Below are 25,232 nucleotides of genomic sequence, written 5' to 3'. Positions count from 1 at the left end.
GATTTCGAGGATAGAAGCGATGCGGATCTCCAGCGCCCAGTTTTTCCAGCTGAACGTCGCCACGATGAACGACCAGCAGGCGCAGCTCGCGCAGCTTTACCAGAAGCTGTCGAGCGGCGTGAGCCTCACGACGCCCGGGGACGACCCGCTCGGCGCCGCGCAGGCGGTGCAGCTGTCGATGACGTCGGCGACGCTGTCGCAGTACACGACCAACCAGAATGCGGCGCTGGCGTCGCTGCAGGCCGAGGATCAGGCGCTGTCGAGCGTCAACACCGTGCTGACCAACGTCCAGTCGCTGGTGGTGCGCGCGGGCGACGGCTCGCTGTCCGACAGCAACCGCACGGCGCTCGCGACGCAGCTGCAGGGCTACCGCGACCAGCTGATGACGCTCGCGAACTCGGACGACGGCGCGGGCAACTACCTGTTCGCCGGCTTCAAGAACGGCAGCAAGCCGTTCGCGAACAACGCGAGCGGCGGCGTGAGCTACGTCGGCGACACCGGCACGCGCGACGTGCAGATCGCCGATTCCCGCAGCCTGTCGCAGGGCGACAACGGCCTGGCCGTGTTTCAGTCGGTGCAGGCGCAAGGCACCCAGTCGGTGCAGGCGGCGGGCGCGGCGAACACGGGCACGGGCACGATCGGCCCGGTCACGACCACGAGCGCGGGGGCCGCGACCAACAATCACCAGTTCACGATCACGTTCGGCGGCACCGCCGCGGCGCCGACCTATACGGTCACCGACAACACGGCCGTTCCGCCGACGACGACGCCCGCGCAGGCATATACGTCCGGCGCGGCGATCGCGCTTGGCAGCGGCCAGACGGTTCCGGTGTCGGGTACGCCCGCGAACGGCGACACGTTCACCGTGACGCCCGCGCCGCAGGCCGGCACCGACGTGTTCGCGTCGCTCGATGCGATGATCGCCGCGCTGAAGACGCCGATCACCGGCAACCCGGTGGCCATGGCCGCGTTCAGCAACGCGATGGCGACCGGCGCGACGAAGCTCAGCAACACGATGAACAACGTCACGACGATCCAGGCGGGCGTCGGCGGCCGCGAGCAGGAAATCAAGGCGGTGCAGGCGGTCACGCAGACCAACTCGCTGCAGGTCGCCAGCAACCTGTCGGACGTGACGAGCACCAACCTGGTCACGACGATCAGCCAGTTCACGCAGTTGCAGAACGCGCTGACCGGCGCGCAGAAGGCGTTCGTCCAGATGCAGAACCTGTCGCTGTTCCAGTACATCAACCCGTGATGCGGCACGCGCCGGCGGCGGCGTAAGCGGGCGCTTACGTCGCACGGCGGGGCTGCCCGCCGTGCCGGACGCAAAAAAAGACCGTTCGGGCGCAATGCCCGAACGGCCAACGGAGAGTGGAACAGCTGCCCTGATGCAGCAGCACGGGTACTTTATGAAACCTGGCTGCTGCCGTGAATGGGACGAGTCTGATTCTGCGGCGGCAGATCGTTCGCCGGACGGAATCCCGCCCCGGATTTCATCCTGGATCTCACCCCGGATCTCACTCCGGATTTCACCCCGGATTTCACCCCGGATCTCACCCCCGGATTTCACCCCCGAATTTCACCCCGCATCCCGCCCGACCGGACCGGGCCCGCTGCGTTCCGAATCGCTGCCGCCCGCGCCGGCGCGCCGCTTGCCAGCGCCATTCCCGCTCCTTAAACTTCGCGCCAGATTCCAGACCCGGCGCATCCCTCGCAGCCGGGCGACCGACAAGACAGGAGCGTGTCCCGATGTCCGATTCCTATTTCCCGCGCTGGCGGGTGCAACCGACCGGCGCGGCCGCGCGCGTGGTCGGCCCCGACGAGCGCCTGTCGTGGCCGCAGATGATCGCGATGGGCGTGCAGCACGTCGTCGCGATGTTCGGCTCGACCGTGCTCGCGCCGCTGCTGATGGGCTTCGACCCGAACCTGTGCATCTTCATGTCCGGCGTCGGCACGCTGCTGTTCTTCGCGCTGGTCGGCGGCCGGGTGCCGAGCTATCTCGGCTCGAGCTTCGCGTTCATCGGCCTCGTGATCGCGGTGACCGGCTATGCCGGCAGCGGCCCGAACCCGAACATCCCGGTCGCGCTCGGCGGCATCATCGCGTGCGGCGTCGTGTACGTCGCGCTCGGCGCGATCGTGTCGGCGGTCGGCACGCGCTGGATCGAGGCGCTGATGCCGCCCGTCGTCACGGGCGCGATCGTCGCCGTGATCGGGCTCAACCTCGCGCCGATCGCGGTCAAGGGCGTGTCCGCGTCCACCTTCGATTCGGCGATGGCGCTCGTCACCGTGCTGTCGGTCGGCGGCGTCGCGGTGTTCGCGCGCGGGATGATGCAGCGCCTCTTGATCCTCGTCGGGCTCGTGATCGCGTACGCGATCTACGCGGTCGCGACCAACGGGATGGGCCTCGGCAAGCCGATCGACTTCGCGATCGTCGCGCACGCCGCATGGTTCGGCATCCCGGCGTTCCACGCGCCGGTGTTCGATCCGCACGCGATGCTGATGCTCGCGCCGGTCGCGGTGATCCTCGTTGCCGAGAACCTCGGCCACATCAAGGCCGTCAGCGCGATGACCGGCCAGAACCTCGACCGCTACGTCGGCCGCGCGTTCATCGGCGACGGGCTTGCGACCATCGTGTCGGGCAGCGTCGGCGGCACCGGCGTCACGACCTATGCGGAAAACATCGGTGTGATGGCCGTCACGCGGATCTATTCGACGCTCGTGTTCGTGGTGGCCGCGCTGATCGCGATCCTGCTCGGCTTCTCGCCGAAGTTCGGCGCGGTGATCCAGACGATTCCGGGCCCGGTGCTCGGCGGCGTGTCGATCGTCGTGTTCGGGCTGATCGCGGTGACGGGCGCGCGGATCTGGGTCGTCAACAAGGTCGACTTCTCCGACAACCGCAACCTGATCGTCGCGGCGGTCACGCTCGTGCTCGGCGCGGGCGACTTCTCGCTGAAGTTCGGCGGCTTCGCGCTCGGCGGGATCGGCACCGCGACGTTCGGCGCGATCATCCTGTACGCGCTGCTGCGCAAGGAAAAGGAACCGGGCCCGGTGGTCTGACGCCCGGCGCAGGCGGCGGGCGGCATGCCGCCGCCTGCCGGCTCGCGACCCGGCTCGAAGCGGGCTTCGAAGCCCATCTTGAGGCCCATCTTGAAGCCCGGCTCGAAGCCCATCTCGAAGCCCATCTCGAAGCCCATCTCGAAGCCCAGGGCACACTCTCCGCCCCCGAAGCCCACCTCGAAGCCCCTCGAAGCCCCTCGAAGTCACCGCGAAGCCCACCTCGCAACCCACCTCGAAGCCCGTCACCCGCCGGCGCTCGCCTGCGCCTCCAGCCACGCGCAGAACTGCGCGACGAGCGGCTCGTCCGCGTGCTCGCGCGGCGTGATCCACCAGTAGCTGCGGGTCGCGATGCGCGGCCCCGGCAGCGGCATCACGAGCCGGCCGCTCGCGAGTTCGTCGTCGATCAGCGGCAGCGGGCCGAGCGCGACGCCGAGCCCGTCGACCGCCGCCTGCAGCGCCAGATAGAAGTGGTCGAACGACTGGCGCTTGCGCCCCTTCGGCGCCACGCCGGCGGCCGCGAACCAGTCGCGCCAGCCTTCCGGGCGCGTATCCGAATGCAGCAGCACGTGCCGCGACAGGTCGTCGGCGCGCGCGATCGGCGCGCGCTTGAGCAGCGCGGGGCTGCAGACGGGGATCACGCTTTCGTCGAGGAAGCGGCCGCTCGCGCAGTTCGGCCAGTGCCCGGGGCCGCGGCGGATCGCGACATCGAAGCCGTCGAGGGTGTCGAGCGGCGCGTTCGACGTCGACAGCTTCAGCTCCACGTTCGGCACGTCGCGCTGGAAGCGCGACAGGCGCGGCAGCAGCCATTTCATCGCGAAGGTCGGCAGCGCGTTGATGCGCAGCACGCGCGCGGCGCCGGTGCGGCGCAGGCGCTCGGTGGCGAGCGCGATGCTGTCGAACGCGGCGCGCACCGTGTCCAGATACTGGCGGCCGTCGTCGGTGAGCTTCACGCGCTTGCCGATCCGGTGGAACACCGGCCTGCCGAGCCACGCCTCGAACCCGGCGATCTGCCGGCTGATGGCACCATGAGTCACATGCAGCTCGTCGCCGGCGGCGCTGAAGCTTTCGTGTCGTGCCGCGGCTTCAAAGGCCCGAAGCGCGGAAAAGGGCGGGAGATCGCGTGCCATGCTTGTGATTCTAGATCACAAGGGAACGCCGATAAAATCGTTTTGACCGCGGCCCGGACGGCGGTAACCTCGGCTTACCGTTTGACGAGGACTCCCATGCAATCCGTCTCCCCGCCGCCTGCCGGCGCGCCGCGCAGCATCGGCCTGGCCGAGCTGTTCACCGGCTTCCTGTCCCTTGGCCTCATGTCGTTCGGCGGCGCGCTGCCGTTCGCGCGGCGCACGATCGTCGAGGAGCGCAAGTGGCTCTCCGCCGACGAATTCACCGATCTGCTCGGCCTGTGCCAGTTCCTGCCCGGCGGCAACGTGATCAACCTGTCGGTCGCGGTCGGCATGCGCTTTCGCGGCGTGCCGGGCGCGCTGGCCGGCATTCTCGGGCTGATCGCGGGGCCGACGCTCGTCGTCGTCGCGCTCGGCGTGCTGTACGCGAAGACCCAGCACGAGCCGGCCGTGCGGCACCTGTTCGCCGGGCTGTCGGCCGCCGCGGCCGGGCTGCTCGCCGCGATGGCGGTGAAGGTCGCGAAGCCGCTGCGGCACGCGCGCGCGGCCGCGGGCATCGCGGCGCTGGCGTTCGTCGCGATCGCCGTGCTGCGCATTCCGCTGCTCACCACGATGCTCGTGCTGACGCCGTTCAGCATCTGGCTCGCCGCGCGGCGCGGCCCCGGGCCGGTCGTGCCGGCGGGGCCGGCGGGGCCGGCGTCGCCTTCGGCCGACTCGCGCAACGCGGACGAGGGAGGCGCGCGATGAACGATACGCTGCTCGCGCTCGCGACCATCTTCGCCCAGCTGTCGCTGCTCGCGTTCGGCGGCGGCAATACGATCCTGCCGGAGATGCAGCGGCAGGTGGTCGACGTGCATCACTGGATGAGCGCGTCGGAGTTCACCGCGCTGTTCGCGCTGGCGCAGGCCGCGCCCGGGCCGAACATGATGATCGTGTCGCTGGTCGGCTGGCACGTGGCCGGCTGGCCGGGCCTGCTGGTCGCGACGCTCGCGAAGTTCGGGCCGTCGTCGGTCGTCACCGTGCTCGCGCTGCACGCGTGGGAGCGCTTCCGGAACCGGCCGTGGCGCCGCTACGTGCAGCAGGGGCTGATGCCCGTCACCGCGGGCCTCGTCGCGGCGAGCGCGGTGCTGATCGCCGAGGCGTCGAATCACCTGGCGATCCAGTGGGGCATCACCGCCGCGTGCGCGGTGCTCGCGTATCGCACGCGTATCCATCCGCTGTGGCTGCTCGCGGGCGGCGCGCTGGTCGGGCTGGCGGGCGTCGGGCAGTGAGCGCGCGGCACGGCGGTGTCGCGCGGGGAGCACTTCGCGCGTGTCGTTCGACGGCTCGTTGAGGCACGGCGGCGCGGTGCGGCGGAACGCGCCGGTATACTGCCGGGTTTCAATCAGCAGGGCCCAGCATCATGTCGACGATTCCCGCCTGTCCGCAATGCGCGATGGAAAACACGTACCCCGACGGCGAGCACTATGTTTGCGCCGACTGCGGGCACGAATGGTCGAGCGCCGCCGCGGCGCCCGCCGATGACGACGCCGCGCGCGTCGTGCGCGACGCGAACGGCAACGTGCTCGCCGACGGCGATTCGGTCGTGCTGATCAAGGACCTGAAGCTGAAGGGCTCGTCGATCACGCTGAAGATGGGCACCAAGGTGAAGAGCATCCGCCTCGTCGGCGGCGATCACGAAGTCGACTGCAAGGTCGACGGGATGAGCGTGATGCTGAAGGCCTGCTACCTGAAGAAGAACTGAGCATCGCCGCCGCACACCCCATCACGGGAGGATCGATGGATCTCGACGGCGCCAGCCGCAATCTCACGGTCGCCGCGCTGCTCACGCTGTCCGGCGGCTATCTCGATGCGTACACCTACGTCGGCCACGGCCACGTGTTCGCGAACACGATGACGGGCAACGTCGCGCTGCTCGGCATCAACCTGTCGGCCGGCGAGTGGGCTGCTGCGCTGCATCATGTGCCGCCGCTGGCCGGCTTCACGATCGCGGTGTTCGTCGCGCACCTGCTCGGCCTCGCCGCGCAGCGCGGCTGGATGCGGCATACCGCGTTCGCGAGCCTGATCGTCGAGATCGCGTTCCTCGGCATCGCGGCGAGCGGCCTCGTCGGCGCGTCGAGTGCGTGGCTGATTCCCGGCATCTCGTTCGTCGCGACGCTGCAGACGCTGTCGTTCACGCATCTCGAGGAGCTGTCCTATACGTCGGTGATGACGACCGGCAACCTGCGGCGCGCCGCGCAGAAGCTGTTCGTCGGGCTGATTCCGCGCTATGACGCCGGCGCGCTGCACGATTCGGCGCTGCTCGCGACGATCAGCTTCTGCTTTCTCGCGGGCGCGGTGACGGGCGGGTTCGTCACGCGGATCATGCCGGATGTTGCGCTGTGGGGCGCGGTGCTGCTGCTCGCGGGCGCGTTCGGCGAAATCGTGCGGCGGGCGTGGCGGCGCGCGGGGGCGGAAGCGGAAGCGGGCGAAGCCGGCTGACGGCGAAGCGCGGGCGGTTCCATGCTGCGGCGCGATCCACTGCCGGTGTGGAACCGGTCCGCGTCGGTCAGATCGCCGTGTCGTTGGCCTGCCGTCGCGCTCACGATCTCGCCGCGCGTCTGCTGCGCCGCACCAACCGCATCTCCTCTTACCCCTCGTCGATCTCCCTCCGCCCGCCCGCATCGCGCCAGTTTCCTGCGGAATGGCCCGCCCGTCGCGCAAGCCGGGCGTTGTGTGCTGACGACAATCGCGCGGTTGCGGCGCATTTCAATTTCTTTCGAGATTCGTAGTCGTCTTATGATTCTGGCCACGTCGCGTGCGCCAAGAGTGCGCGCGACCGTCACCCGGCTGCGCGCGCAGCCGGCCATGTACGGAGACACCAACAAATTTGGGATCGCTCATGAAGCAGACCACCAGACTCGCAGCAATCGCAGGGGGCGCCATCCTGGCATTCGCCAGCCAATACGCGGCAGCACAAAGCTCCGTCACGCTCTGGGGCGTGGCCGACGTCAGCGTCCGCTACCTGACCAACGCGAACGCCAACAACGACGGCCTGCTGGCGATGTCGAACGGCGCGATCACCAACAGCCGCTTCGGCATCTACGGCACGGAAGACCTCGGCAGCGGGCTGAAGGCGCTGTTCAAGCTCGAGAGCGGCGTGAACCTGCAGAACGGCGCGTTCGCGGACAGCCACCGCATGTTCAACCGCGCTGCGTACGTCGGCCTGTCGAGCCCGTACGGCACCGTGACCCTCGGCCGCCAGAAGACGCCGCTGTTCGACCTGCTGTCGGACACCTACGATCCGCTGACCGTCGGTAACTACCTCGAGAACGCGTGGCTGCCGGTGGCGCTCGGCGGCGGGCTGTACGCGGACAACCAGATCAAGTACACGGGCACGTTCAACGGCCTGACCGCAACCGCGATGTACTCGACGGGCATCAACTACACGGATGCCACGTCGACCGGCTTCTCCGGCCAGATCCCCGGCTCGCTCGGCAAGGGCAATGGCTGGGGCTTCTCGCTGTCGTACGTGATGGGCCCGCTCAGCATCGCGGCCGGCGCGCAGCAGAACAGCAACAACTCGGCGAAAAAGCAGACGATCTATCACGCGAACGTCGTCTACGCGTTCAGCAAGGTGAAGGTCTACGCGGGCTACCTGCGTTCGAAGGACGATACGGGCTTCGTCGACGGCCTGCTCGCGCAGCAGAAGATCACGGTCGCGCAGGGCACCGGCCGTATCGACGACGGTCCGTTCGCCGGCGTGAGCTGGCAGGTGAGCGCGCCGCTGACGCTGACGGGCGCGTTCTACTACGACCACATGCGCAACGCGATGACCGCGAACGGCACGCTCGCGAGCGGCAACCGCTATGCGATCGTCGGCATCGCCGAGTACGCACTGAGCAAGCGCACGGAAGTCTACGGCACCGTCGACTTCAACAAGACGAACGGCGCGGCCAACGTCCAGCTGCCGGGCCGCAGCAACCAGACGGGTATCGCGATCGGTCTGCGCAATATCTTCTGACGAACCGTCCGCGCCGGTGCGAAGCCCGGCGCGCGACGAGCGCGACGAGGCTCCTGCGGGAGCCTCTTTTTGTTTGTGCACGCGGCGTCATAAGCGTGCGCGACTATACAGCGCGCGCTACATAGCGCGACGCGCAGCACGTAAGCCGTTCGTCGGCATTCCCGAACATAGTTTCACAGTACGCGCGAACCCGTTCCGCTAATCTGCGTGGGTTGCCCGACACGCGCGATGCGCGCGACCGGGCCGGTCCGTAAATTGTGTATCCGGTGATGACAAGCGCTGTCCGCCGGTTTTTCTTCGTGGGACGATGTGCCTCACGATTCACGTTGAAAGGGGATGACGATGGGTATCCTGAACACCGTTGGCGAAATCGCGGGCGCCGTCGCGGCCGTCGAGGCAGCCGAGAAAGTCGACCCGGATGCGGGCCTGCTGACGAAGGCGGCCGCGGCCGTCGCGGGCTTCAAGGGCGCGGAAGCGCTCGAAAACATGCTCGAGAAGAAGGAAGAGAAGCCCGAGGAAGCGGCGGACGATACGCAGGCCAGCGACGGCGACACGTCGCAGGCATGAGCATGGCGGCCGGCCGCGCCACGCCTGCGCATGCCGCGCATGCCGCGCAGGCGAGCGGGCCGGCGCCGCGCAGCCGGCATGCCGGGCATGCGGTCGATCGGTGACGCATGGCTCACCCGGCAGCGGGTTTGACAGGCGAGAGACAATGTCTCTCGCCGTTTTTTTTTGCGCGCGCGCCGCGCGCCGCAAGGAAACCGGAATCTTGCTATCGTGCCGTCATCCGAACTGCGATGAGGGTATGCGATGGAATTCGACTACGACCTGTTCGTCATCGGCGCCGGCTCGGGCGGCGTCCGGCTCGCCCGGGTGTCGGCGTCATACGGCGCGCGCGTGGGCATTGCGGAGGAAGAGCAGATCGGCGGCACCTGCGTGCTGCGCGGCTGCATTCCGAAGAAACTGCTCGTCTACGCGTCGCATTACCCGCACGAGGTGGAGGACGCGCGCGGCTTCGGCTGGACCTTCGGCGCGGGCGCGCTCGACTGGCCAGCGCTGATCGACGCGAAGGATCGCGAGATCAACCGGCTGAGCGGCATCTACGTGAACCTGCTGCGCCAGTCGGGCGTCGAGATGCACGCCGGGCGCGCGACGCTCGTCGATGCGCACACCGTCGCGGTGGGCGAGCGCCGCATCCGCGCGCGCCACATCGCGATCGCGACCGGCTCGCGCCCGTCGCTGCCGCCGCTGCCCGGCATCGAGCATGCGATCACGTCGCGCGAGGCGCTGTCGCTCGCCGCGCTGCCCGCGCGGGTCGCGGTGGTCGGCGGCGGCTATATCGCGGTCGAGTTCGCGGGCATCTTCAACGGGCTCGGCAGCCACACCGAGCTGTTCTATCGCGGCGAGCGGATCCTGCGCGGGTTCGACGACGACGTCCGGCAGTTCCTGTCCGACGAAATGACGAAGCAGGGCGTGACGATTCACACGGGCGCCGCGCTCGACGCGATCGAGCGCGCCGCCGACGGCACGTTGACGCTGCGCGCCGGCGATGCGCGGCACGGGCCGTTCGATGCGGTGCTCTATGCCACCGGCCGCGTGCCGAACGTCGAGGGCCTCGGGCTCGACGCGGCCGGCGTCGCGCTCGATGCGCGCGGCGCGATCGCGGTCGATGCGTACTCGGCGACGTCGGTCGCGTCGATCCACGCGATCGGCGACGTGACGTCGAGGCCGCAGCTCACGCCGGTCGCCACGCGCGACGGCGGCCTGCTCGCGATGACGCTGTTCGGCGGACGGCGCGCGGCGGCCGATCACGAATGGGTGCCGTCGGCCGTGTTCAGCCAGCCGGAAGTCGCGACGGTCGGCCTCACCGAAGCGCGGGCGCGCGACGTGCACGGCGCGGTCGACATCTACCGCACGTCGTTCAAGGCGCTGCGCCACACGCTGTCCGGCCGCGACGAGCGCACGCTGATGAAGCTCGTCGTCGCGCGCGACAGCCAGCGGGTGGTCGGCGCGCACATGGTCGGGCGCGACGCGGGCGAAATCATCCAGGGCATCGCGATCGCGATACGCGCGGGGGCGACCAAGGCGCAGTTCGACGACACGATCGGCATTCATCCGACCGCGGCCGAGGAGTTCGTCACGATGCGGCAGAAGGCGGCGGACTGACCGGGCCGGAGATCGCGCGCCGCGCGCCCTACAGAATGCGAACCGCGTGCCGTTATCACGATATGCAAGGTTCCGAACGGCGGCATTCAGGCTGTGCGTTTGCGAATGCCTGATATTCCCGAACGGCGGCAGGGTCCAACCGCGTCGTTCGGGTTCGCGGATCGCCGTGACGCCCGCTTTCCCGCTTCCCGCGGGGCGTCGCGCGCAACCGCGATGATGTGCGGATGCGGGATGCCGTGCGCCGGTCGAGTCACGACAAGGCGTGTTCGGCAACGCGTTTGCTATCATCGCGCCAAACCAGAAACGGGGCCGACCATGCGCGATCAACAGCGCAGCAATCAGAACAATCGGGTAACCACGCCGCGCGCGAATCGTGACGATTTCGCCGCCTGCCCGCCATTCGCCGTGGCTCGCTCGTCACGCGCGCATCCGCTTTTATTTTCCTGACAGCATCCAAGGCGACGCCTGCCGCGTTGCGTGATCGCGTCGCGTCCAGCGACGCATCGGCGCGCGCGTGCGCGCCGCCGCCTTGAAGTCACGCTCGTGCGCGCGCCGGCGCGCCCGCCACGGGCATTCTTTCCACGCAAGGAGATCAGCAGTGAACATCCAGACTCGACGCCATGTCCTCGTCGCCGCGGCCGTCGTCGCGGCGCTGTCGGGTTGCGCGACCGAATCGTCGCGCACGCTCGACGTGCCCGCCGTCAGCAGCGCGCAGAAGCCGTATGCGGGCAAACCGGTCGCGATCGCGGTCGGCAAGTTCGACAACCGCTCGAGCTACATGCGCGGCATCTTCTCGGACGGCATCGACCGCCTCGGCGGCCAGGCGAAGACGATCCTCGTCACGCGCCTGCAGCAGAGCCGCCGCTTCAACGTGCTCGACCGCGAGAACCTCGACGAGATCAAGCAGGAAGCCGGCTTCATGAAGAAGGCGCAGGCGGTGAAGGGCGCGAACTACGTGGTGACGGGCGACGTGACCGAGTTCGGCCGCAAGGAAGTCGGCGATCACCAGCTGTTCGGCATCCTCGGCAGCGGCAAGACGCAGGTCGCGTACGCGAAGGTCAACCTGAACATCGTCGACACGACCACGTCGGAAGTGATCGCATCGAGCCAGGGCGCGGGCGAATTCAGCCTGTCCAACCGCGAGATCATCGGCTTCGGCGGTACCGCGAGCTACGACTCGACGCTGAACGGCAAGGTGCTCGACCTCGCGATCCAGGAGGCCGTCAACCATCTCGTCGACCAGGTCGACACCGGCGCGCTGAAGCCGGCGAAGTAAGCATCGCGCATCACCGCACGACCGATTCACCACATCAATTAAAAGAGAAATGACCATGAAACGGGGTACCTGGCTGCCGGCGGCGGCCGCCGCATTGCTGCTCGCGGGCTGCGCGGCGCCGCCCACGCCGCCGCTCTATCAATGGAACGGCTACCAGCCGCAGGTGTACGAGTATTTCAAGGGCAAGACCTCGCCGCAGGAGCAGATCGACGCGCTCGAAAAGGCGCTGCAGCAGATTCGGGCGAAGGGCAACACGCCGCCGCCGGGCTTCCATGCGCATCTCGGCATGCTGTATGCGAGCATCGGCAGCGAGCAGCAGGCCGAACAGGAGCTGCAGGCGGAGAAGCAGCTGTTTCCGGAATCGTCGCCGTTCATGGATTTCCTGATGAAGAAGAAATCCGCGCAGCCGAAGCCGGTCGAGCAGAAAACGGCCGAGCAGAAGAACGTCGACCAGAAAACCGCCAAACAGTGACGCGCCCACTATGTTCAAGACCCTTTCATTCAAGCTGATGTCCGTGCTGTCGATCGTCGCGCTGCTGAGCGCGTGCGCGCAGCCGGTGAAGCGGGCCGACTACACGGCCTTCAAGAACAGCAAGCCGCGCTCGATCCTCGTGCTGCCGCCGCTCAACGAGACGTCGGACGTATCGGCGAGCTACGGGATGCTGTCGCAGATGACGCTGCCGATCGCGGAATCCGGCTATTACGTGGTGCCGGTCGCGGTGATGGACGAGACCTTCAAGCAGAACGGCCTCACCAACGCCGCCGACATCCAGAACACGTCGCCCGCGAAGCTGCGCGAGATCTTCGGCGCGGACGCCGCGCTGTACACGAAGGTCACGCAGTACGGCACCGTCTACCGGATCCTCGCGAGCGCGACCGTGGTGTCGGCCTCGACGAAGCTCGTCGACCTGCGCACCGGCGACGTGCTGTGGCAGGGCGCCGCGAGCGCGAGCAGCGAGGAGGGCAACAACAGCGGCGGCGGCGGCCTGATCGGCATGCTCGTGGTGGCCGCGGTCAAGCAGATCGCGAACTCGCTGATGGACCAGAGCCACGACATCGCCGCGCGCACGAGCGGCCGGCTGCTGACGGCAGGGTCGCCGAACGGCCTGCTGTACGGCCCGCGCTCGACGAAGTACGGCACGGACTGACGTGCATCGGCCGCGCATGCGCCGCCTGCCGCGGCGCGTGCGCGGCAAATCGGGCGATGCCTGCCTGGCGGCGTCGCGTCAATGCACGCCGAACGCATCCAGCAGCCGATACCAGCTCATCGCGAGCACGAGCGCCGGCGTGCGCAGCAGCGCGCCGCCCGGGAAATCGCGGTGCCGCACCTGGCCGAACAGGTCGAAGCGGCCCGCCTGCCCGTCGATCGCCTCGGCGATCAGCTTGCCCGCGAGCGCGGTCGTGTTCACGCCGTGCCCCGAAAACCCCTGCGCGAAATACAGCGTCGGCGCGATGCGCCCGAAATGCGGCGCGCGGTTCATCGTGATGTCGACGAAGCCGCCCCACGCGTAATCCACCTTCACGTCCGCGAGCTGCGGAAACGTCTTCAGCATGTCGTTGCGCATCGCCTGCGCGAGATTGCGCGGCGGCAGCGTCGAATAGCTGACCTTGCCGCCCCACACGAGCCGCGTGTCCGGCGCCGGGCGGAAATAGTCGAGCACGAAGCGGCTGTCGCACACGGCCGCGCGCGCGGGCATCAGCGCGGCGGCGCGCGCTTCGCCGAGCGGCTCGGTCGCGATCACGTAGGTGCCGACCGGCATGATCTTCCTCGACAGCGCGGGCGCGAGCGTGCCGACATACGTGTTGCACGCGAGCACGACGAAGCGCGCCCGCACGTGGCCCTGTGCCGTCTCGACCAGGTGACCGGCCGGAATGTCGCGTACGCGCGTCACGCAGCTGTCCTCGTGGATGCGCACGCCGGCTTCGGCCGCCGCGCGCGCGAGGCCGAGCGTGTAGTTGAGCGCGTGCAGGTGGCCGCTGTCGGGGTCGTACAGGCCGCCCCGATAGCGCGACGACTGCACGTAGTGGCCGAGCTCGCCGGCTTCGACGAAGCGCAGGCGGTCGTAGCCGAAGCGCTTCGCGAGGTCGTCGCGCCCGCGCTTGAGCGCATCGGCGTCGCGCGCGGTGTTCGCGGCAGTCAGGTAGCCGGGCACCAGCGCGCAATCGATGTCGTGCTTCGCGATACGCGACTTCACGAGCGACAGCGATTCCTGCCCCATCTCCCAGATGCGCTTCACGTCGGCGTCGGGCAGGTAGCGCGCGAAGGTGTCGATGTCGCACGCATAGCCGCCGATCAGCTGGCCGCCGTTGCGGCCGCTCGCGGCCCAGCCGACCCGCGACGCTTCGAGCAGGGTGACCGAATGGCCGCGCTCGGCGAGATTGAGCGCGGCCGACAGGCCGGTCAGGCCCGCGCCGATCACGCACACGTCGGCGTCGGCCGCGCCGGCGAGCGGCGCATGGCGGGTCGTATCGTTGATGGTGGCCGCGTAGTACGACGCGGCGTGCGGCTGGTTCGCGAATGTCTGCATGGTCAGGAACACGAATGAAAGGGTTCAGAACAGCTCGCGCACCCGGTGATACAGCATGCCGAGTTCGAGCGCGGGCCGGCGCCATGCGTCGCCGCCGGGAAAGCGGCGATGGCGCAGGCGCGCGAACAGGTCGAACGCGCGCGTGTCGCCCGCGATCGCGCCGGCGATCGCACGGCCGGCGATGCCGGTGAGCGCGACGCCATGCCCGCTGAAGCCCTGGACGTAGAAGAAGTTGGGGTCGATCGCGCCGAAATCCGGCGCGCGGTTGCGGGTGACGTCGACGAAGCCGCCCCACGCGTAATCGACGCGCACGTCGCCGAGCTGCGGGAACACGCCGGCCATGCGCCGCCGCATCGTCTCGGCGAGCGCGGCCGGCGACGCGCCCGCGGAATCCGCGCGGCCGCCGAACAGCATCCGGTGATCGGCGGACAGCCGGAAGTAGTCGAGGAAGACGTTGTTGTCGCACACCGCCTCGCGCCGCGCGATCAGCGCATCGGCGCGCGCCTGGCCGAGCGGCTCGGTCGCGATGATGGTCGACGCGACCGGCGCGATGCGCGCGGCGGCCGCGGCCGGCAGCACGCCGCCGGGCCCCGCGTTGCAGCACGACACGACGAAGCGGCAGCGGATCTCGCCGGACGGCGTGCGCACGACGGGCCGCGCGCCGCGCGCGACGTCGAGCGCGGGCGTGTGCGCGAACAGCGCCACGCCTTCGCGGCGCGCGGCATCGGCGAGGCCGAGGCAATACCGCAGCGGATGCAGGTGGCCCGACAGCGGGTCGACTACGCCGGCGAGATAGCGGGCCGACGCGATGCGCGAGCGAATCGCGTCGGTGTCGAGCCACGTCAGCGACGGATGGCCCCAGCGCGTCGTGGCGGCCTCCATCCATGCGCGCAGGTCGCCGATGCGGCGCGGCTTCGTCGCGACGGTCAGGTAGCCGCGCGTGAAATCGCAGTCGATCGCATGGCGCGCGATCCGCTCGGCGATCAGCGCGACGCCGTCGAGCGACAACGCCCACGCGGCGCGCGCGCCGTCGGCGCCGAGCTGGCGCTCGATGATTTCATCCTTCGCGAACCCCGTGATCGCCTGGCCGCCGTTGCGGCCCGACGCGCCCCAGCCGGGCCGGTGCGCATCGATCACGGCGACCGACAACCCGCGCGCGCGGCAGTCGAGCGCGGTCGACAGGCCCGCGAAGCCGGCGCCGATCACGCAGACGTCGACGTCGAGCGCGCCGTCGAGCGTCGGGTCGTCGGCCGCGGGGCGCGTGGCGGTCGCTTCGTAGTACGAGTCGCGCGCGAGCGCGTCGGCGCGACGGGTGAAAGACTGGCTCATCAGACCGACTTCCTCCAAGCGGCACACGACGCCGCAACAAAATTCAGCAAACAGGCGCGGGACGCCGCGCGCGCCGCACGGCGTCCCGCGCGGCCGGCATCAGAACGAATAGATGAACTGCGTGGCGAGCAGGTCGTTGGACTTGCCGTACGACCCGTCGTTGCGCAGGAACACCCGGTTGTTCGACCAGTCGTGCCGGTATTCGACCTTCACGGTGATCTGCTGGGTCGGATAGAACAGCAGGTCGAGCGCGACGTCCTGACGGATCGCGCCCTTGCACTCGAAGCCGAGGCCGCCGCCGGCCTTCGACGTCGCGAGGCAGTCCGAATCGACGCCGAAGCCGTTGCTCGTATCCATGCCGTTGCCGTTCAGCGCGATGCCGCCGCCGCCGCCGCCGTTCTTGCTGTTCACGAGCGCATCGTAGCGCAGCGTCACGCCCATGCGGCCGACCACCGGCGCGTTGAACTTGCGGTGCGCGAGCAGCGACAGCCCGTACCACTGCGCGAGCCCGCCGTTGAACGCCGCATGCTGCTGGCGGCCGTAGTCGACTTCGGCGTTGTACTGCACGTCCGCGAGCGTGTAGGTCGCGTCGAGCTCGCCGAAGAAGAACGTGCCGGCCGAGCTCGGCGCGGCCCCGCCGACGCCGTAGTGCACGACGCCGTTCGCGTCGGTCGCGCTCGCCAGCGTCTGGCGGCCGATGTTGAACGACCCGCCGATATCGAGCGCGCTCGACCACGTGTAGTCGGCACGCGCGGTGAAGGTCGGCACCTTGTTGCTGGTCGTGATCGGGTCGCCGAGCGCGTTGGTGCCCGTCTGCGTGACCGAACCGTAGGTGCGGTACTGCTCGTTGCCGACGAAGAACTTCCACGCCCAGTTGCCCTTCGTATAGTTCGCGCCGGCGCCGATGTAGCTGCCCGGGTCGGAGAAGTCGTACAGCAGGTTGTGCGTGAGCGTGAGCATCTGGTTCGACTGCTGCACCTCGTAGCCGCCGAAGCTCGGGATCAGGCCGGCGACGAACGTCGTCGACGCGTTGATCGGCACGTTGATGACCGCCGTGTTCAGGATGTTGTTGCCGATGTTGCCGCGCGAGTTCGACAGCAGCGTGATGCCGTTGCCGCGGTTCGGCATCAGCGTGATCTCGGCCGACGGCGCCAGCGGGCCGACGCCGAAGGTCTTCTTGATGTCGAGGTACAGGTCGCCGAACGTGCTGTTGAAGTAGTTGTACACGCTCTCGTGGTTCGCGAACAGGAACGACGACGAGCTCGCCGCGCGGTTGTACACGTAGGTCGGATCGATGTAGCCCGTCACCGACAGGCCCGCGATCGGCCCGGTGTTCGCCGCGTCCGACAGCGTGTCGACCTTCAGCTGCTGGTTCGCGATCTGCTGCTTCATCTCCGTCACGTCGTCGTTGGTCAGCAGCGCGGGCGCCTTGCCGTAGTCCGGCGAACCGGGGTCGGCGGCCGCGGCCGCGGCCGCGACCGGTTTTACGCCGCCGCCGCCGGCGCCCGCCTGCGCGAGCGGCGCGCCGCCCGGCTTCGCGGCGAGCTGCGCCTGCATCGCCTTCATCTGCTGCTGGAGCGCGGCCACCTGCGCCTGCAGCGCCTTGATCTGGACGGATGTCGAGTCGGCCAGCGCGATGCCCGGCAACGCGCCGGCCACCAGCAGGCAGATCAGTTTCTTCTTCATTGCGGTTTCTCCTTGTCGTGCGCCTTGTCGATGCGTAATCGTTCCGCGCGCCGCGCGAGGCGGCGCGCAAGGTGTCGTTATCGAATGAATGGTTGAAGGAAGGGGCTCAGGCCGCCGCGAATGCCGCCTTCATGTCGGCCACGCGCCGCCGTTCGCGCGCGTTCATCATCTGGTTCACCGCGATCACGCCGATCGTCACGGCGGTGATGAACAGCGTCGCGAGCGCGTTCATCTCCGGGTTCAGGCCGAGCCGCACGCGCGAGAACACCACGAGCGGCAGCGTCGTCGAGCCGGGGCCCGACAGGAACGCCGACAGCACCAGATCGTCGATCGACAGCGTGAACGACAGCAGCCACCCCGACAGCAGCGCCTGCGAGATCAGCGGCAGCGTCACCACGAAGAACACCTTCAGCGGCGTTGCGCCGAGGTCGAGCGCGGCTTCCTCGAGCGACTTGTTCATCTCCTTCACGCGCGACTGCACGATGATCGCGACATACGACACGCACAGCATCACGTGCCCGATCCAGATCGTCACCATCCCGCGCCCCTTCGGCCAGCCGAACATCTGCTCCAGCGCAACGAACAGCAACAACAGCGAGATCCCCTGGATCACCTCCGGAATCACCAGCGGCGCGTTGATCATCCCCGTGTACAGCGTGAAGCCCTTGAAGCGGCCGAAGCGCGCGAGCACGAAGCCCGCCCACGTGCCGATCACGACCGACGCGGTGGCCGTCAGCAGGCCGATCTTCAGCGACAGCCACGCGGCCGTCAGCAGCTCGTCGTCCTGCCACAGCGACGCGTACCACTTCAGCGAGAAGCCCGACCACACGGTGACGAGCTTCGACTCGTTGAACGAGTACACGACGAGGCTGATGATCGGGATGTACAGGAACAGGAATCCGAAGGCGAGAACGCCCGTCGACAGCGGTTTGCTCGGCTTGATCATTTCGCGTCTCCCAGTTCCTTGACCTGGTAGTACTGGAACAGCGCCATCGGCACGAGCAGCAGCAGCACCATCGCCACCGTCACCGCCGACGCCATCGGCCAGTCCATGTTGTTGAAGAATTCATCCCACATCACGCGGCCGATCATCAGCGTGTCCGCGCCGCCGAGCAGCTCCGGAATCACGTACTCGCCCACCGCCGGGATGAACACCAGCAGGCTGCCCGCGATGATCCCGTTCTTCGACAGCGGCAGCGTGATCCGCGTGAACGCGACCCACGGTTTCGCGCCGAGGTCGTAGGCGGCCTCGAGCAGCGTGAGGTCCATCTTCACGAGGTGCGCGTACAGCGGCATCACCATGAACGGCAGGTACGAATAGACCATCCCGATGTAGACGCCCGCATCGCTGTGATAGAGCCGCAGCGGCGTGTGGATGATGCCGAGCGCGATCAGCGCGTGGTTCAGCAGGCCGTCGTCCTTCAGGATGCCGATCCATGCGTAGACGCGGATCAGGAACGACGTCCAGAACGGCAGCATCACGGCCATCATCAGCACGTTGCGCGTGCCGGGCTCCGAGCGTGCGATGTAGTACGCCATCGGGTAGCCGATCAGCAGGCAGAACAGCGTCGACACGCCGGCCATCTTCAGCGAGCTGAGGTAAGTCGCGACGTACAGGTCGTCCTTCAGCAGGAACGCGTAGTGGCCGAGCTGGACCGCGAAGTGCACGACGCCGTCCTGGATCTGCATCAGCGCCGAATACGGCGGGATGCCCATCACCTGGTCGGCGAAGCTGATCTTCAGCACCAGCACGAACGGCAGCGCGAAGAACAGCGCGAGCCACACGAACGGCACGCCGATCGCGATGCTGCGCCCGGACGGCAGGAAGCGCGACAGCGCGGCGAAGCGGCCGGCGCGCACGGGGGCCGCGGGCGCGGCCGAAGCGCCGGTCGACACCGGCGCGGACGGAGTGGAAGCGGAGGTTCTCATCGTGTCGGCCTCATTGCGTCAGCACCACGCCGCTTGCCGGCGACCACGACACGAACACGTCGTCGTTGTAGGCGGGCGCGCCGTCATGCAGCAGGTTCGAGCTGGACAGGTTCGACACCACCGTCTTGCCGCTCGGCAGGCGCACGTGATACAGCGAGTAGCTGCCCATGTACGCGATGTCGGTGACCACGCCGCGCGCCCAGTTGTGCTGTGCGTGCGGCTTCTCGCGCGACACGTGGATGCGCTCGGGCCGCACCGAGATGCCGACCGGCATCCCGAGCGGGCCCGTCACGCCGTGGCTCACGTACATGCGCGCCTCGAGGTCGTCGCTCTCGACGAAGATGTGATCGGGCTCGTCCTCGACCACGCGGCCCTCGAACAGGTTGGTCGAGCCGATGAATTCGGCCGAGAAGCGGCTGTTCGGGAATTCGTACACCTCGCCCGGCGAGCCGATCTGCACGATCCGGCCTTCGCTCATCACCGCGAGGCGGCTGGCCATCGTCATCGCCTCTTCCTGGTCGTGCGTGACCATCACGCAGGTCACGTCGACCTTCTCGATGATGTTCACGAGTTCGAGCTGGGTCTTCTGGCGGATCTTCTTGTCGAGCGCGGACATCGGCTCGTCGAGCAGCAGCAGCTTCGGGCGCTTGACGAGCGAGCGCGCGAGCGCGACGCGCTGCTGCTGGCCGCCGGAGAGCTGATGCGGCTTGCGTTGCGCATACTTGCTCATTTGCACGAGCGCGAGCGCGTCGGCCACGCGTTCCTTGATCTCGTTCTTCGGCGTGCCTTCCTGCTTCAGGCCGAACGCGACGTTCGACTCGACCGTCATGTGCGGGAACAGCGCGTACGACTGGAACATCATGTTCACCGGGCGGCGGTACGGCGGCAGCGACGCGAGATCCTCGCCGTCGACATAGATCTTGCCGGAGGTGGCCGTCTCGAGCCCGGCGAGCATGCGCAGCAAGGTCGACTTGCCGCAGCCCGAGCTGCCGAGCAGCGCGAACAGCTCGTTCTTCGCGATCGTCAGGTTCACGTTGTCGACGGCCGTGCTGTCGCCGAATTTCTTCACGACGTTCTCGATGCGCACGAACGCGTCGTTCTTCGTGCGGGCCACGGGGGCCGGTTGCGCGTGGCGCGCAGCGGCGGAAGAGGGTATCGATTGCATGGGGTTCACCATTCGTTCATCACGGATTGCAGGCGCGAGCGTCCCCGCGCGAGGCGCAGGCGGCGACTCGCGGCAACGGCTCGGGCCGGGTGGAGCGGGGCGCGCGGGCGCTCAGCCCGCGGCGCGCAAGGGGGTCAGTGGCCGGTCTTCAGCTGCGCCCACAGACGGTTTTCGAGGCGCAGGATGTCGGCCGGCATCGGCTTCATCAGCACCATCTTCTTCAGCACGTCCTCGGGCGGATAGACGGTCGGATCCTGCGCGACGGCCGGCGTCACGAACGGGTGCGCGGCCTTGTTCGCGGTCGGGTAGAACACCGTGTTGGTGATCGCCGCGTTGACCTTCGGATCGGACACGTAGTTGATCCACTTCATCGCGTTCTCGGGGTGCGGCGCATCCTTCGGGATCACCATCACGTCGAACCACAGCAGGCCGCCTTCCTTCGGGTTCGAGAACTTGATGTCGTACGAACGCTTCGCTTCCGCCGAGCGGCGGTGCGCGATGCCGACGTCGCCCGACCAGCCGAGCACGACGCACACGTCGTTGTTCGCGAGGTCGTTGATGTAGCCGGACGAATTGAACTGGGTGATGTACGGGCGGACTTTCTTCAGGACCTCGAAGGCTGCCTGGTAGTCGGCGGGGTTGGTGCTGTTCGGGTTCTTGCCCATGTATTGCAGCGTGGCCGCGAACACGTCGACGGCCTGGTCGAGGAACGACACGCCGCAGCTCTTCAGCTTCTCCATGTTGGCCGGATCGAACACCAGCGCCCAGCTGTCGACGGGCGCCTTGTCGCCGAGCGCCTTCTTCACGGCCTGCGCGTTGTAGCCGATGCCGTCGGTGCCGTACGCCCACGGCACGCCGTACTGGTTGCCGGGGTCCGCGTCGGCGATCATCTTCATCAGCACGGGGTCGAGGTTCGCGAGGTTCGGGATCTTCGACTTGTCGAGCTTCTGGTAGACGCCCGCCTGGATCTGCTTGGCCATGTAGTTCGACGTCGGCACGACGATGTCGTAGCCCGAGCTGCCGGCGAGCAGCTTCGCCTGCAGCGTGTCGTCGCTGTCGTAGTTGTCGTACTTGACGTGGATGTTCGTCTGCTTCTGGAAGTTCGGGATCGTGTCCGGCGCGATGTAGTCGGACCAGTTGTAGACGTTCAGCTCGTCGGCGGCATGCGCCGGCGGGCTGGCGACCGACGTGAACGCGGCCGCGGCGGCGAGGGCGGCGACGGAACAGGCTTGGCGAAGAGTGCGAGCACGCATGGTGGAGTTCCCCTGGTGATGTGGGCCGCGGCGCCGCACCGTGCGCACGCCGCGGCCCGTAGGCGATGCCGTTACGAAAGACCCAGTTGCTGAGCGGTTGCGTCGACGGCCTTTTTCGCCTTCGACACGAGTTCGTCGATTTCCCCGCGCGAGATCACGAGCGGCGGCGACAGCAGCATCCGGTCGCCGGTCGCGCGCATGATCAGGTTGCCGTTGAAGCAGAAGTCGCGGCACAGCGTGCCGACGTCGCCGCCGTTCGCGAAGCGGCGGCGCTCGGCCGGCGCCTCGGCGAGCTGCAGGCTCGCGACGAGGCCGTGGCCGTGCACTTCGCCGACGATCGGATGACGCGCGAAGGTTTCGCGCATCAGCGCCTGGAAGTACGGGCCGGTGTCGGTCTTCACGCGCTCGACGATCCCGCCGTCGCGCAGCAGCTTCAGGTTCGCGACCGCGACGGCTGCCGCGACCGGGTGGCCCGAGTACGTGAGGCCGTGGTTGAATTCGCCGTTGTCGATGATCGGCCGCGCGACGCGCTCGTGAATGCCGACCGCGCCCATCGGCACGTAGCCCGACGTGAGCCCCTTCGCCAGCGTGATCAGGTCCGGCTCGAAGCCGAAGTGCTGGTGCGCGAACCACTCGCCGGTGCGGCCGAAGCCGCCGATCACCTCGTCCGCGACGAGCAGGATGTCGTACTTGCGGCAGATCCGCTGGATTTCCGGCCAGTACGTCGACGGCGGAAAGATCACGCCGCCCGCGCCCTGGAACGGCTCGCCGATGAACGCGGCGACGTTCTCCGCGCCGAGCTCGAGGATCTTCGCTTCGAGCTGCTGCGCGCGTGCGAGGCCGAATGCCTCGGGCGTCTCGCCGGCGGCCGCCTCGCCGAAGAAATACGGCTGGTCGATGTGCACGATGTGCTCGACCTTCGACGGCATCTGCTCGTGCATGTAGCCCATCCCGCCGAGCGTGCCGCCCGCGATCGTCGAGCCGTGGTAGCCGTTCCTGCGCGAAATCACGAACTTCTTCTGCGGCTGGCCCTGCACGCGCCAGTACTGGTGCACGACGCGCAGCACGGTGTCGTTGCCTTCCGAGCCGCTGTTGCAATAGAAGAAGTGGTTGAAGCCCGGCGGCGTGACTTCGGCGAGCAGTGCCGACAGCTCGATCACCGGCGGGTGCGTGGTCTTGAAGAACGTGTTGTAGAACGGCAGTTCCTGCAGCTGGCGGTACGCGGCGTCGGCGAGTTCCTGGCGGCCGTAGCCGACGTTCACGCACCACAGGCCGGCCATCCCGTCGATGATCTTGTTGCCGTCGGAATCCCACAGGTAGACGCCGTCGGCCTTCACGATCACGCGGCTGCCCGCGCGGTTGAGCGCGCCCATGTCGGAGAACGGGTGGATGTGGTGCGCGGCGTCGAGCGCGCGGTATTCGGCCGTCGTGCGGGCTTGCGTCGTGCGGGCCGCCGGCGCGGCGGGCTGGATCCAGGCGGATTCGGTGCGGTAGGTCATGTTTCCTCCAGATGGCGGTGGCGCACGCTTATACGTGCAGCAGCAGATGACGGCGTTCCCACGAGCTGATCACGCGGAAGAACGCTTCGTATTCGGTTTCCTTCAGCGCGAAATACGCCTTCAGGAACTTGTGGCCGAGGATCTCGCCGAGCGGCTCGCACGCGGCCATCAGCGTCAGCCCTTCCTCGAGGTTGCGCGGCAGCTGGTACGGCAGGTCGTAGCCGTCGCTGACGAGCGGCTCGGTCGGCTCGAGGCGCTGCGTCATGCCGAGATAGCCGGCCGCGAGCGTCGCGGCGAGCGCGAGGTACGGGTTGCAGTCCACGCCCGGGATGCGGTTCTCGATGCGGCGTGCCGTCGGGCCCGAGTGCGGGATGCGGAAGCCGACCGTGCGGTTGTCGTAGCCCCACTGCACGTTGATCGGCGCGGCCATGAAGCGCGACAGGCGGCGGTACGAGTTGATGTACGGCGCGAAGATCGGCATCAGTGCGGGCGTGTACTTCTGCAGGCCGGCCAGGTAGTTGTAGAACATCGACGTCGCGCCGCCGGTCTCCTTCGACGTGAACAGGTTCTCGCCCGTCTCCTCGTCGACGATGCTCTGGTGCACGTGCATCGCGGAACCGGGTTCGTCTTCCATCGGCTTGGCCATGAAGGTCGCGTACATGTTGTGGCGCAGCGCGGCTTCGCGTACGGTGCGCTTGAACAGGAACACCTGGTCGGCCAGCGACAGTGCGTCGCCGTGCATGAAGTTGATCTCCATCTGCGCGGCGCCGACTTCGTGGATCAGCGTGTCGATGTCGAGGTTCTGCGCTTCGCAGTACTCGTAGATGTCCTCGAACAGCGGATCGAACTCGTTGACGGCCTCGATCGAATACGACTGGCGGCCCGTTTCCGGGCGGCCCGTGCGGCCGACCGGCGGGCGCAGCGGCAGGTCCGGGTCCTTGTTCATGTCGACCAGGTAGAACTCGAGCTCGGGCGCGACCACCGGCTTCCAGCCCTTCGCCTTGTACAGGTCGAGCACGCGGCGCAGCACGTAGCGCGGCGAGATCTCGACCGGCGAGCCGTCGAAATGCACGCAGTCGTGGATCACCTGCGCGGTCGGGTCGACCGCCCACGGGATCAGGCGGATCGTCGACGTGTCGGGCACGCACACCATGTCGGGGTCGGTGACGCCGGTCAGCGAGCCGTCCTCCGGGTATTCGCCGGTGACGGTCTGCACCATCACGGCCTGCGGCAGGCGCATCGATTCGCCGGAGGTGAACTTGTTGCGCGGCGTGATCTTGCCGCGCGCGATGCCGGCCATGTCGGGAATGATCGCCTCGATCTCGGTGATCCGGTGTTGCTTCAGGAAATCTTCGATGTCTTGCATGATTGTTCTCGTGGGTGGGTCGGCGTGCTCAGGCGAGCACGGCGGACACGGCGCGGGTGCGGGCGTCGCGGCGGGCGCGGCAGGCCGCGCCGAACGCGCGGAAGATCGCGCTCGACAGCGCGTCCTGCGCATGCCGCCATTCCGGGTGCCATTGCACGGCGAGCGCGAAGGCCGGCGCATCGATCACGCTCACGGCCTCGATCAGGCCGTCGGGCGCGACCGCCTCGATCGCGAGGCCGGCGCCGAGCTGCGCGATGCCCTGCTTGTGCAGCGAATTCACGCGCACTTCGTCGCGGCCGTCGGCGAGCAGTTGCAGCACGCCGCCGGGCGTCAGGCGCACCGCGTGCGCGGGGCCGTATTGCGTGTCGAGCGGCGCGTCGTCGTCCTCGCGGTGATCAGCGAAGCCCGGCACGTCGTGCACGTGCTGGTGCAGCGTGCCGCCGCATGCGACGTTCAGCTCCTGGAAGCCGCGGCAGACCGCCAGCACCGGCACGCCGGCCGCGATCGCCGCGCGCAGCAGCGGCAGCGTCGTGGCGTCGCGGGCGGCGTCGTGCTTCGTGCCGGGCGCGCTCGGCTCGCCGCCGTAGCGGTGCGGCTCGACGTTCGAATAGCTGCCGGTAAACAGCAGGCCGTCGACCGCATCGACGATGTCGTCGACCGACTGGCGCTCGCCGAGCGCGGGCAGCACCATCGCGAGCGCCTGCGCGCCGTCGACGATGGCGGCGACGTACTTGTCGCCGACGGTGTGCGACGCATGCGCGCCGATCTGGGTGTGGTCGGCGGTGATGCCGACCAAGGGTTTCCTTTCCATGGCGATAGTCAGGTTGCCTAAACAAGCCGTGACACGATGC

Annotated in this window: 23 protein-coding genes; 12 read left to right on the top strand and 11 right to left on the bottom strand. The window is 68.2% G+C overall.

Going from position 1 to position 25,232, the window contains the following annotated elements:
- Nucleotides 1-19 precede the first annotated feature (19 nt).
- Together flgL and HWY45_RS13280 are read left to right on the top strand one after the other, a co-directional pair.
- Nucleotides 20-1,255, top strand: a complete 1,236-nt coding sequence (gene flgL, locus HWY45_RS13285; protein ID WP_059566367.1) for a flagellar hook-associated protein FlgL — start codon at nucleotides 20-22, stop codon at nucleotides 1,253-1,255.
- Nucleotides 1,256-1,749: 494 nt separating this feature from the next.
- Nucleotides 1,750-3,057: a solute carrier family 23 protein gene (locus tag HWY45_RS13280; RefSeq protein ID WP_059566368.1), complete on the top strand. Its 1,308-nt coding sequence runs from the start codon at nucleotides 1,750-1,752 to the stop codon at nucleotides 3,055-3,057.
- A gap of 242 nt (nucleotides 3,058-3,299) precedes the next feature.
- Here the strand turns inward: HWY45_RS13280 and HWY45_RS13275 are convergent, their stop codons facing one another.
- On the bottom strand, nucleotides 3,300-4,184 hold the full coding sequence (locus tag HWY45_RS13275) for a transcriptional regulator GcvA (protein ID WP_059886500.1): 885 nt from the start codon (nucleotides 4,182-4,184) through the stop codon (nucleotides 3,300-3,302).
- A 96-nt stretch (nucleotides 4,185-4,280) separates the two neighbouring features.
- On the opposite strand from HWY45_RS13275, the gene HWY45_RS13270 reads away from it, so the two are divergent.
- From HWY45_RS13270 to HWY45_RS13225, 10 genes are all read left to right on the top strand, one after another.
- The gene (locus tag HWY45_RS13270; RefSeq protein ID WP_059886499.1) at nucleotides 4,281-4,928 is read left to right on the top strand and encodes a chromate transporter; all 648 of its coding nucleotides are present in this window, start codon (nucleotides 4,281-4,283) and stop codon (nucleotides 4,926-4,928) included.
- Complete coding sequence (locus HWY45_RS13265; protein ID WP_059566371.1) at nucleotides 4,925-5,452, top strand: chromate transporter; 528 nt, start codon at nucleotides 4,925-4,927, stop codon at nucleotides 5,450-5,452. The genes HWY45_RS13270 and HWY45_RS13265 overlap by 4 nt, the downstream gene beginning before the upstream one ends.
- A gap of 131 nt (nucleotides 5,453-5,583) precedes the next feature.
- Complete coding sequence (locus tag HWY45_RS13260) at nucleotides 5,584-5,925, top strand: zinc ribbon domain-containing protein YjdM (RefSeq protein WP_059566372.1); 342 nt, start codon at nucleotides 5,584-5,586, stop codon at nucleotides 5,923-5,925.
- 35 nt (nucleotides 5,926-5,960) lie between these two features.
- Nucleotides 5,961-6,662 carry a YoaK family protein gene (locus HWY45_RS13255; RefSeq protein ID WP_059886497.1) on the top strand — a complete coding sequence of 234 codons (702 nt, stop codon included), beginning with the start codon at nucleotides 5,961-5,963 and terminating at the stop codon, nucleotides 6,660-6,662.
- A gap of 400 nt (nucleotides 6,663-7,062) precedes the next feature.
- Nucleotides 7,063-8,184 carry a porin gene (locus HWY45_RS13250; protein WP_059566374.1) on the top strand — a complete coding sequence of 374 codons (1,122 nt, stop codon included), beginning with the start codon at nucleotides 7,063-7,065 and terminating at the stop codon, nucleotides 8,182-8,184.
- A 342-nt stretch (nucleotides 8,185-8,526) separates the two neighbouring features.
- Complete coding sequence (locus HWY45_RS13245; protein WP_059566574.1) at nucleotides 8,527-8,751, top strand: hypothetical protein; 225 nt, start codon at nucleotides 8,527-8,529, stop codon at nucleotides 8,749-8,751.
- 243 nt (nucleotides 8,752-8,994) lie between these two features.
- Nucleotides 8,995-10,350: a glutathione-disulfide reductase gene (gene gor, locus HWY45_RS13240; protein WP_059886496.1), complete on the top strand. Its 1,356-nt coding sequence runs from the start codon at nucleotides 8,995-8,997 to the stop codon at nucleotides 10,348-10,350.
- Between the two features lie 598 nt (nucleotides 10,351-10,948).
- Complete coding sequence (locus tag HWY45_RS13235; protein WP_059886494.1) at nucleotides 10,949-11,626, top strand: CsgG/HfaB family protein; 678 nt, start codon at nucleotides 10,949-10,951, stop codon at nucleotides 11,624-11,626.
- A 55-nt stretch (nucleotides 11,627-11,681) separates the two neighbouring features.
- Nucleotides 11,682-12,098, top strand: a complete 417-nt coding sequence (locus HWY45_RS13230; protein ID WP_059886492.1) for a DUF4810 domain-containing protein — start codon at nucleotides 11,682-11,684, stop codon at nucleotides 12,096-12,098.
- 10 nt (nucleotides 12,099-12,108) lie between these two features.
- The gene (locus HWY45_RS13225; protein ID WP_059886489.1) at nucleotides 12,109-12,774 is read left to right on the top strand and encodes a DUF799 domain-containing protein; all 666 of its coding nucleotides are present in this window, start codon (nucleotides 12,109-12,111) and stop codon (nucleotides 12,772-12,774) included.
- A 78-nt stretch (nucleotides 12,775-12,852) separates the two neighbouring features.
- On the opposite strand, the gene HWY45_RS13220 is transcribed toward HWY45_RS13225, so the two are convergent.
- From HWY45_RS13220 to HWY45_RS13175, 10 genes are all read right to left on the bottom strand, one after another.
- Complete coding sequence (locus HWY45_RS13220) at nucleotides 12,853-14,154, bottom strand: NAD(P)/FAD-dependent oxidoreductase (RefSeq protein WP_059566378.1); 1,302 nt, start codon at nucleotides 14,152-14,154, stop codon at nucleotides 12,853-12,855.
- A gap of 24 nt (nucleotides 14,155-14,178) precedes the next feature.
- Nucleotides 14,179-15,483, bottom strand: coding sequence for an NAD(P)/FAD-dependent oxidoreductase (locus HWY45_RS13215; RefSeq protein WP_059886548.1), 1,305 nt, complete (start codon nucleotides 15,481-15,483; stop codon nucleotides 14,179-14,181).
- Nucleotides 15,484-15,582: 99 nt separating this feature from the next.
- Nucleotides 15,583-17,169 carry a DUF3138 family protein gene (locus tag HWY45_RS13210; protein WP_059886487.1) on the bottom strand — a complete coding sequence of 529 codons (1,587 nt, stop codon included), beginning with the start codon at nucleotides 17,167-17,169 and terminating at the stop codon, nucleotides 15,583-15,585.
- Between the two features lie 106 nt (nucleotides 17,170-17,275).
- A complete protein-coding gene (locus HWY45_RS13205; protein WP_059886485.1) occupies nucleotides 17,276-18,115 on the bottom strand; it encodes an ABC transporter permease subunit in 840 nt (279 codons plus the stop codon).
- Entirely contained in the window at nucleotides 18,112-19,098 is a 987-nt protein-coding gene (locus HWY45_RS13200) for an ABC transporter permease subunit (protein ID WP_059886483.1), read from the bottom strand. The genes HWY45_RS13205 and HWY45_RS13200 overlap by 4 nt, the downstream gene beginning before the upstream one ends.
- A 10-nt stretch (nucleotides 19,099-19,108) precedes the next feature.
- On the bottom strand, nucleotides 19,109-20,263 hold the full coding sequence (locus HWY45_RS13195; RefSeq protein ID WP_059886546.1) for an ABC transporter ATP-binding protein: 1,155 nt from the start codon (nucleotides 20,261-20,263) through the stop codon (nucleotides 19,109-19,111).
- 134 nt (nucleotides 20,264-20,397) lie between these two features.
- Complete coding sequence (locus tag HWY45_RS13190; RefSeq protein ID WP_059886481.1) at nucleotides 20,398-21,516, bottom strand: polyamine ABC transporter substrate-binding protein; 1,119 nt, start codon at nucleotides 21,514-21,516, stop codon at nucleotides 20,398-20,400.
- Between the two features lie 71 nt (nucleotides 21,517-21,587).
- On the bottom strand, nucleotides 21,588-23,015 hold the full coding sequence (locus HWY45_RS13185) for an aspartate aminotransferase family protein (RefSeq protein WP_059803404.1): 1,428 nt from the start codon (nucleotides 23,013-23,015) through the stop codon (nucleotides 21,588-21,590).
- 28 nt (nucleotides 23,016-23,043) lie between these two features.
- Nucleotides 23,044-24,381, bottom strand: a complete 1,338-nt coding sequence (locus HWY45_RS13180) for a glutamine synthetase family protein (protein ID WP_059886479.1) — start codon at nucleotides 24,379-24,381, stop codon at nucleotides 23,044-23,046.
- A 28-nt stretch (nucleotides 24,382-24,409) separates the two neighbouring features.
- The gene (locus tag HWY45_RS13175; RefSeq protein ID WP_059886477.1) at nucleotides 24,410-25,192 is read right to left on the bottom strand and encodes a gamma-glutamyl-gamma-aminobutyrate hydrolase family protein; all 783 of its coding nucleotides are present in this window, start codon (nucleotides 25,190-25,192) and stop codon (nucleotides 24,410-24,412) included.
- Between the last annotated feature and the right edge of the window lie 40 nt (nucleotides 25,193-25,232).

Origin of the sequence: Burkholderia stagnalis (assembly GCF_902830275.1) — a bacterium.
In the GTDB taxonomy this organism is placed as follows: Bacteria; Pseudomonadota; Gammaproteobacteria; order Burkholderiales; family Burkholderiaceae; genus Burkholderia; species Burkholderia stagnalis.
Note: the sequence above shows the minus strand (reverse complement) of the source record. Positions and strands in the feature narration are given on the sequence as shown.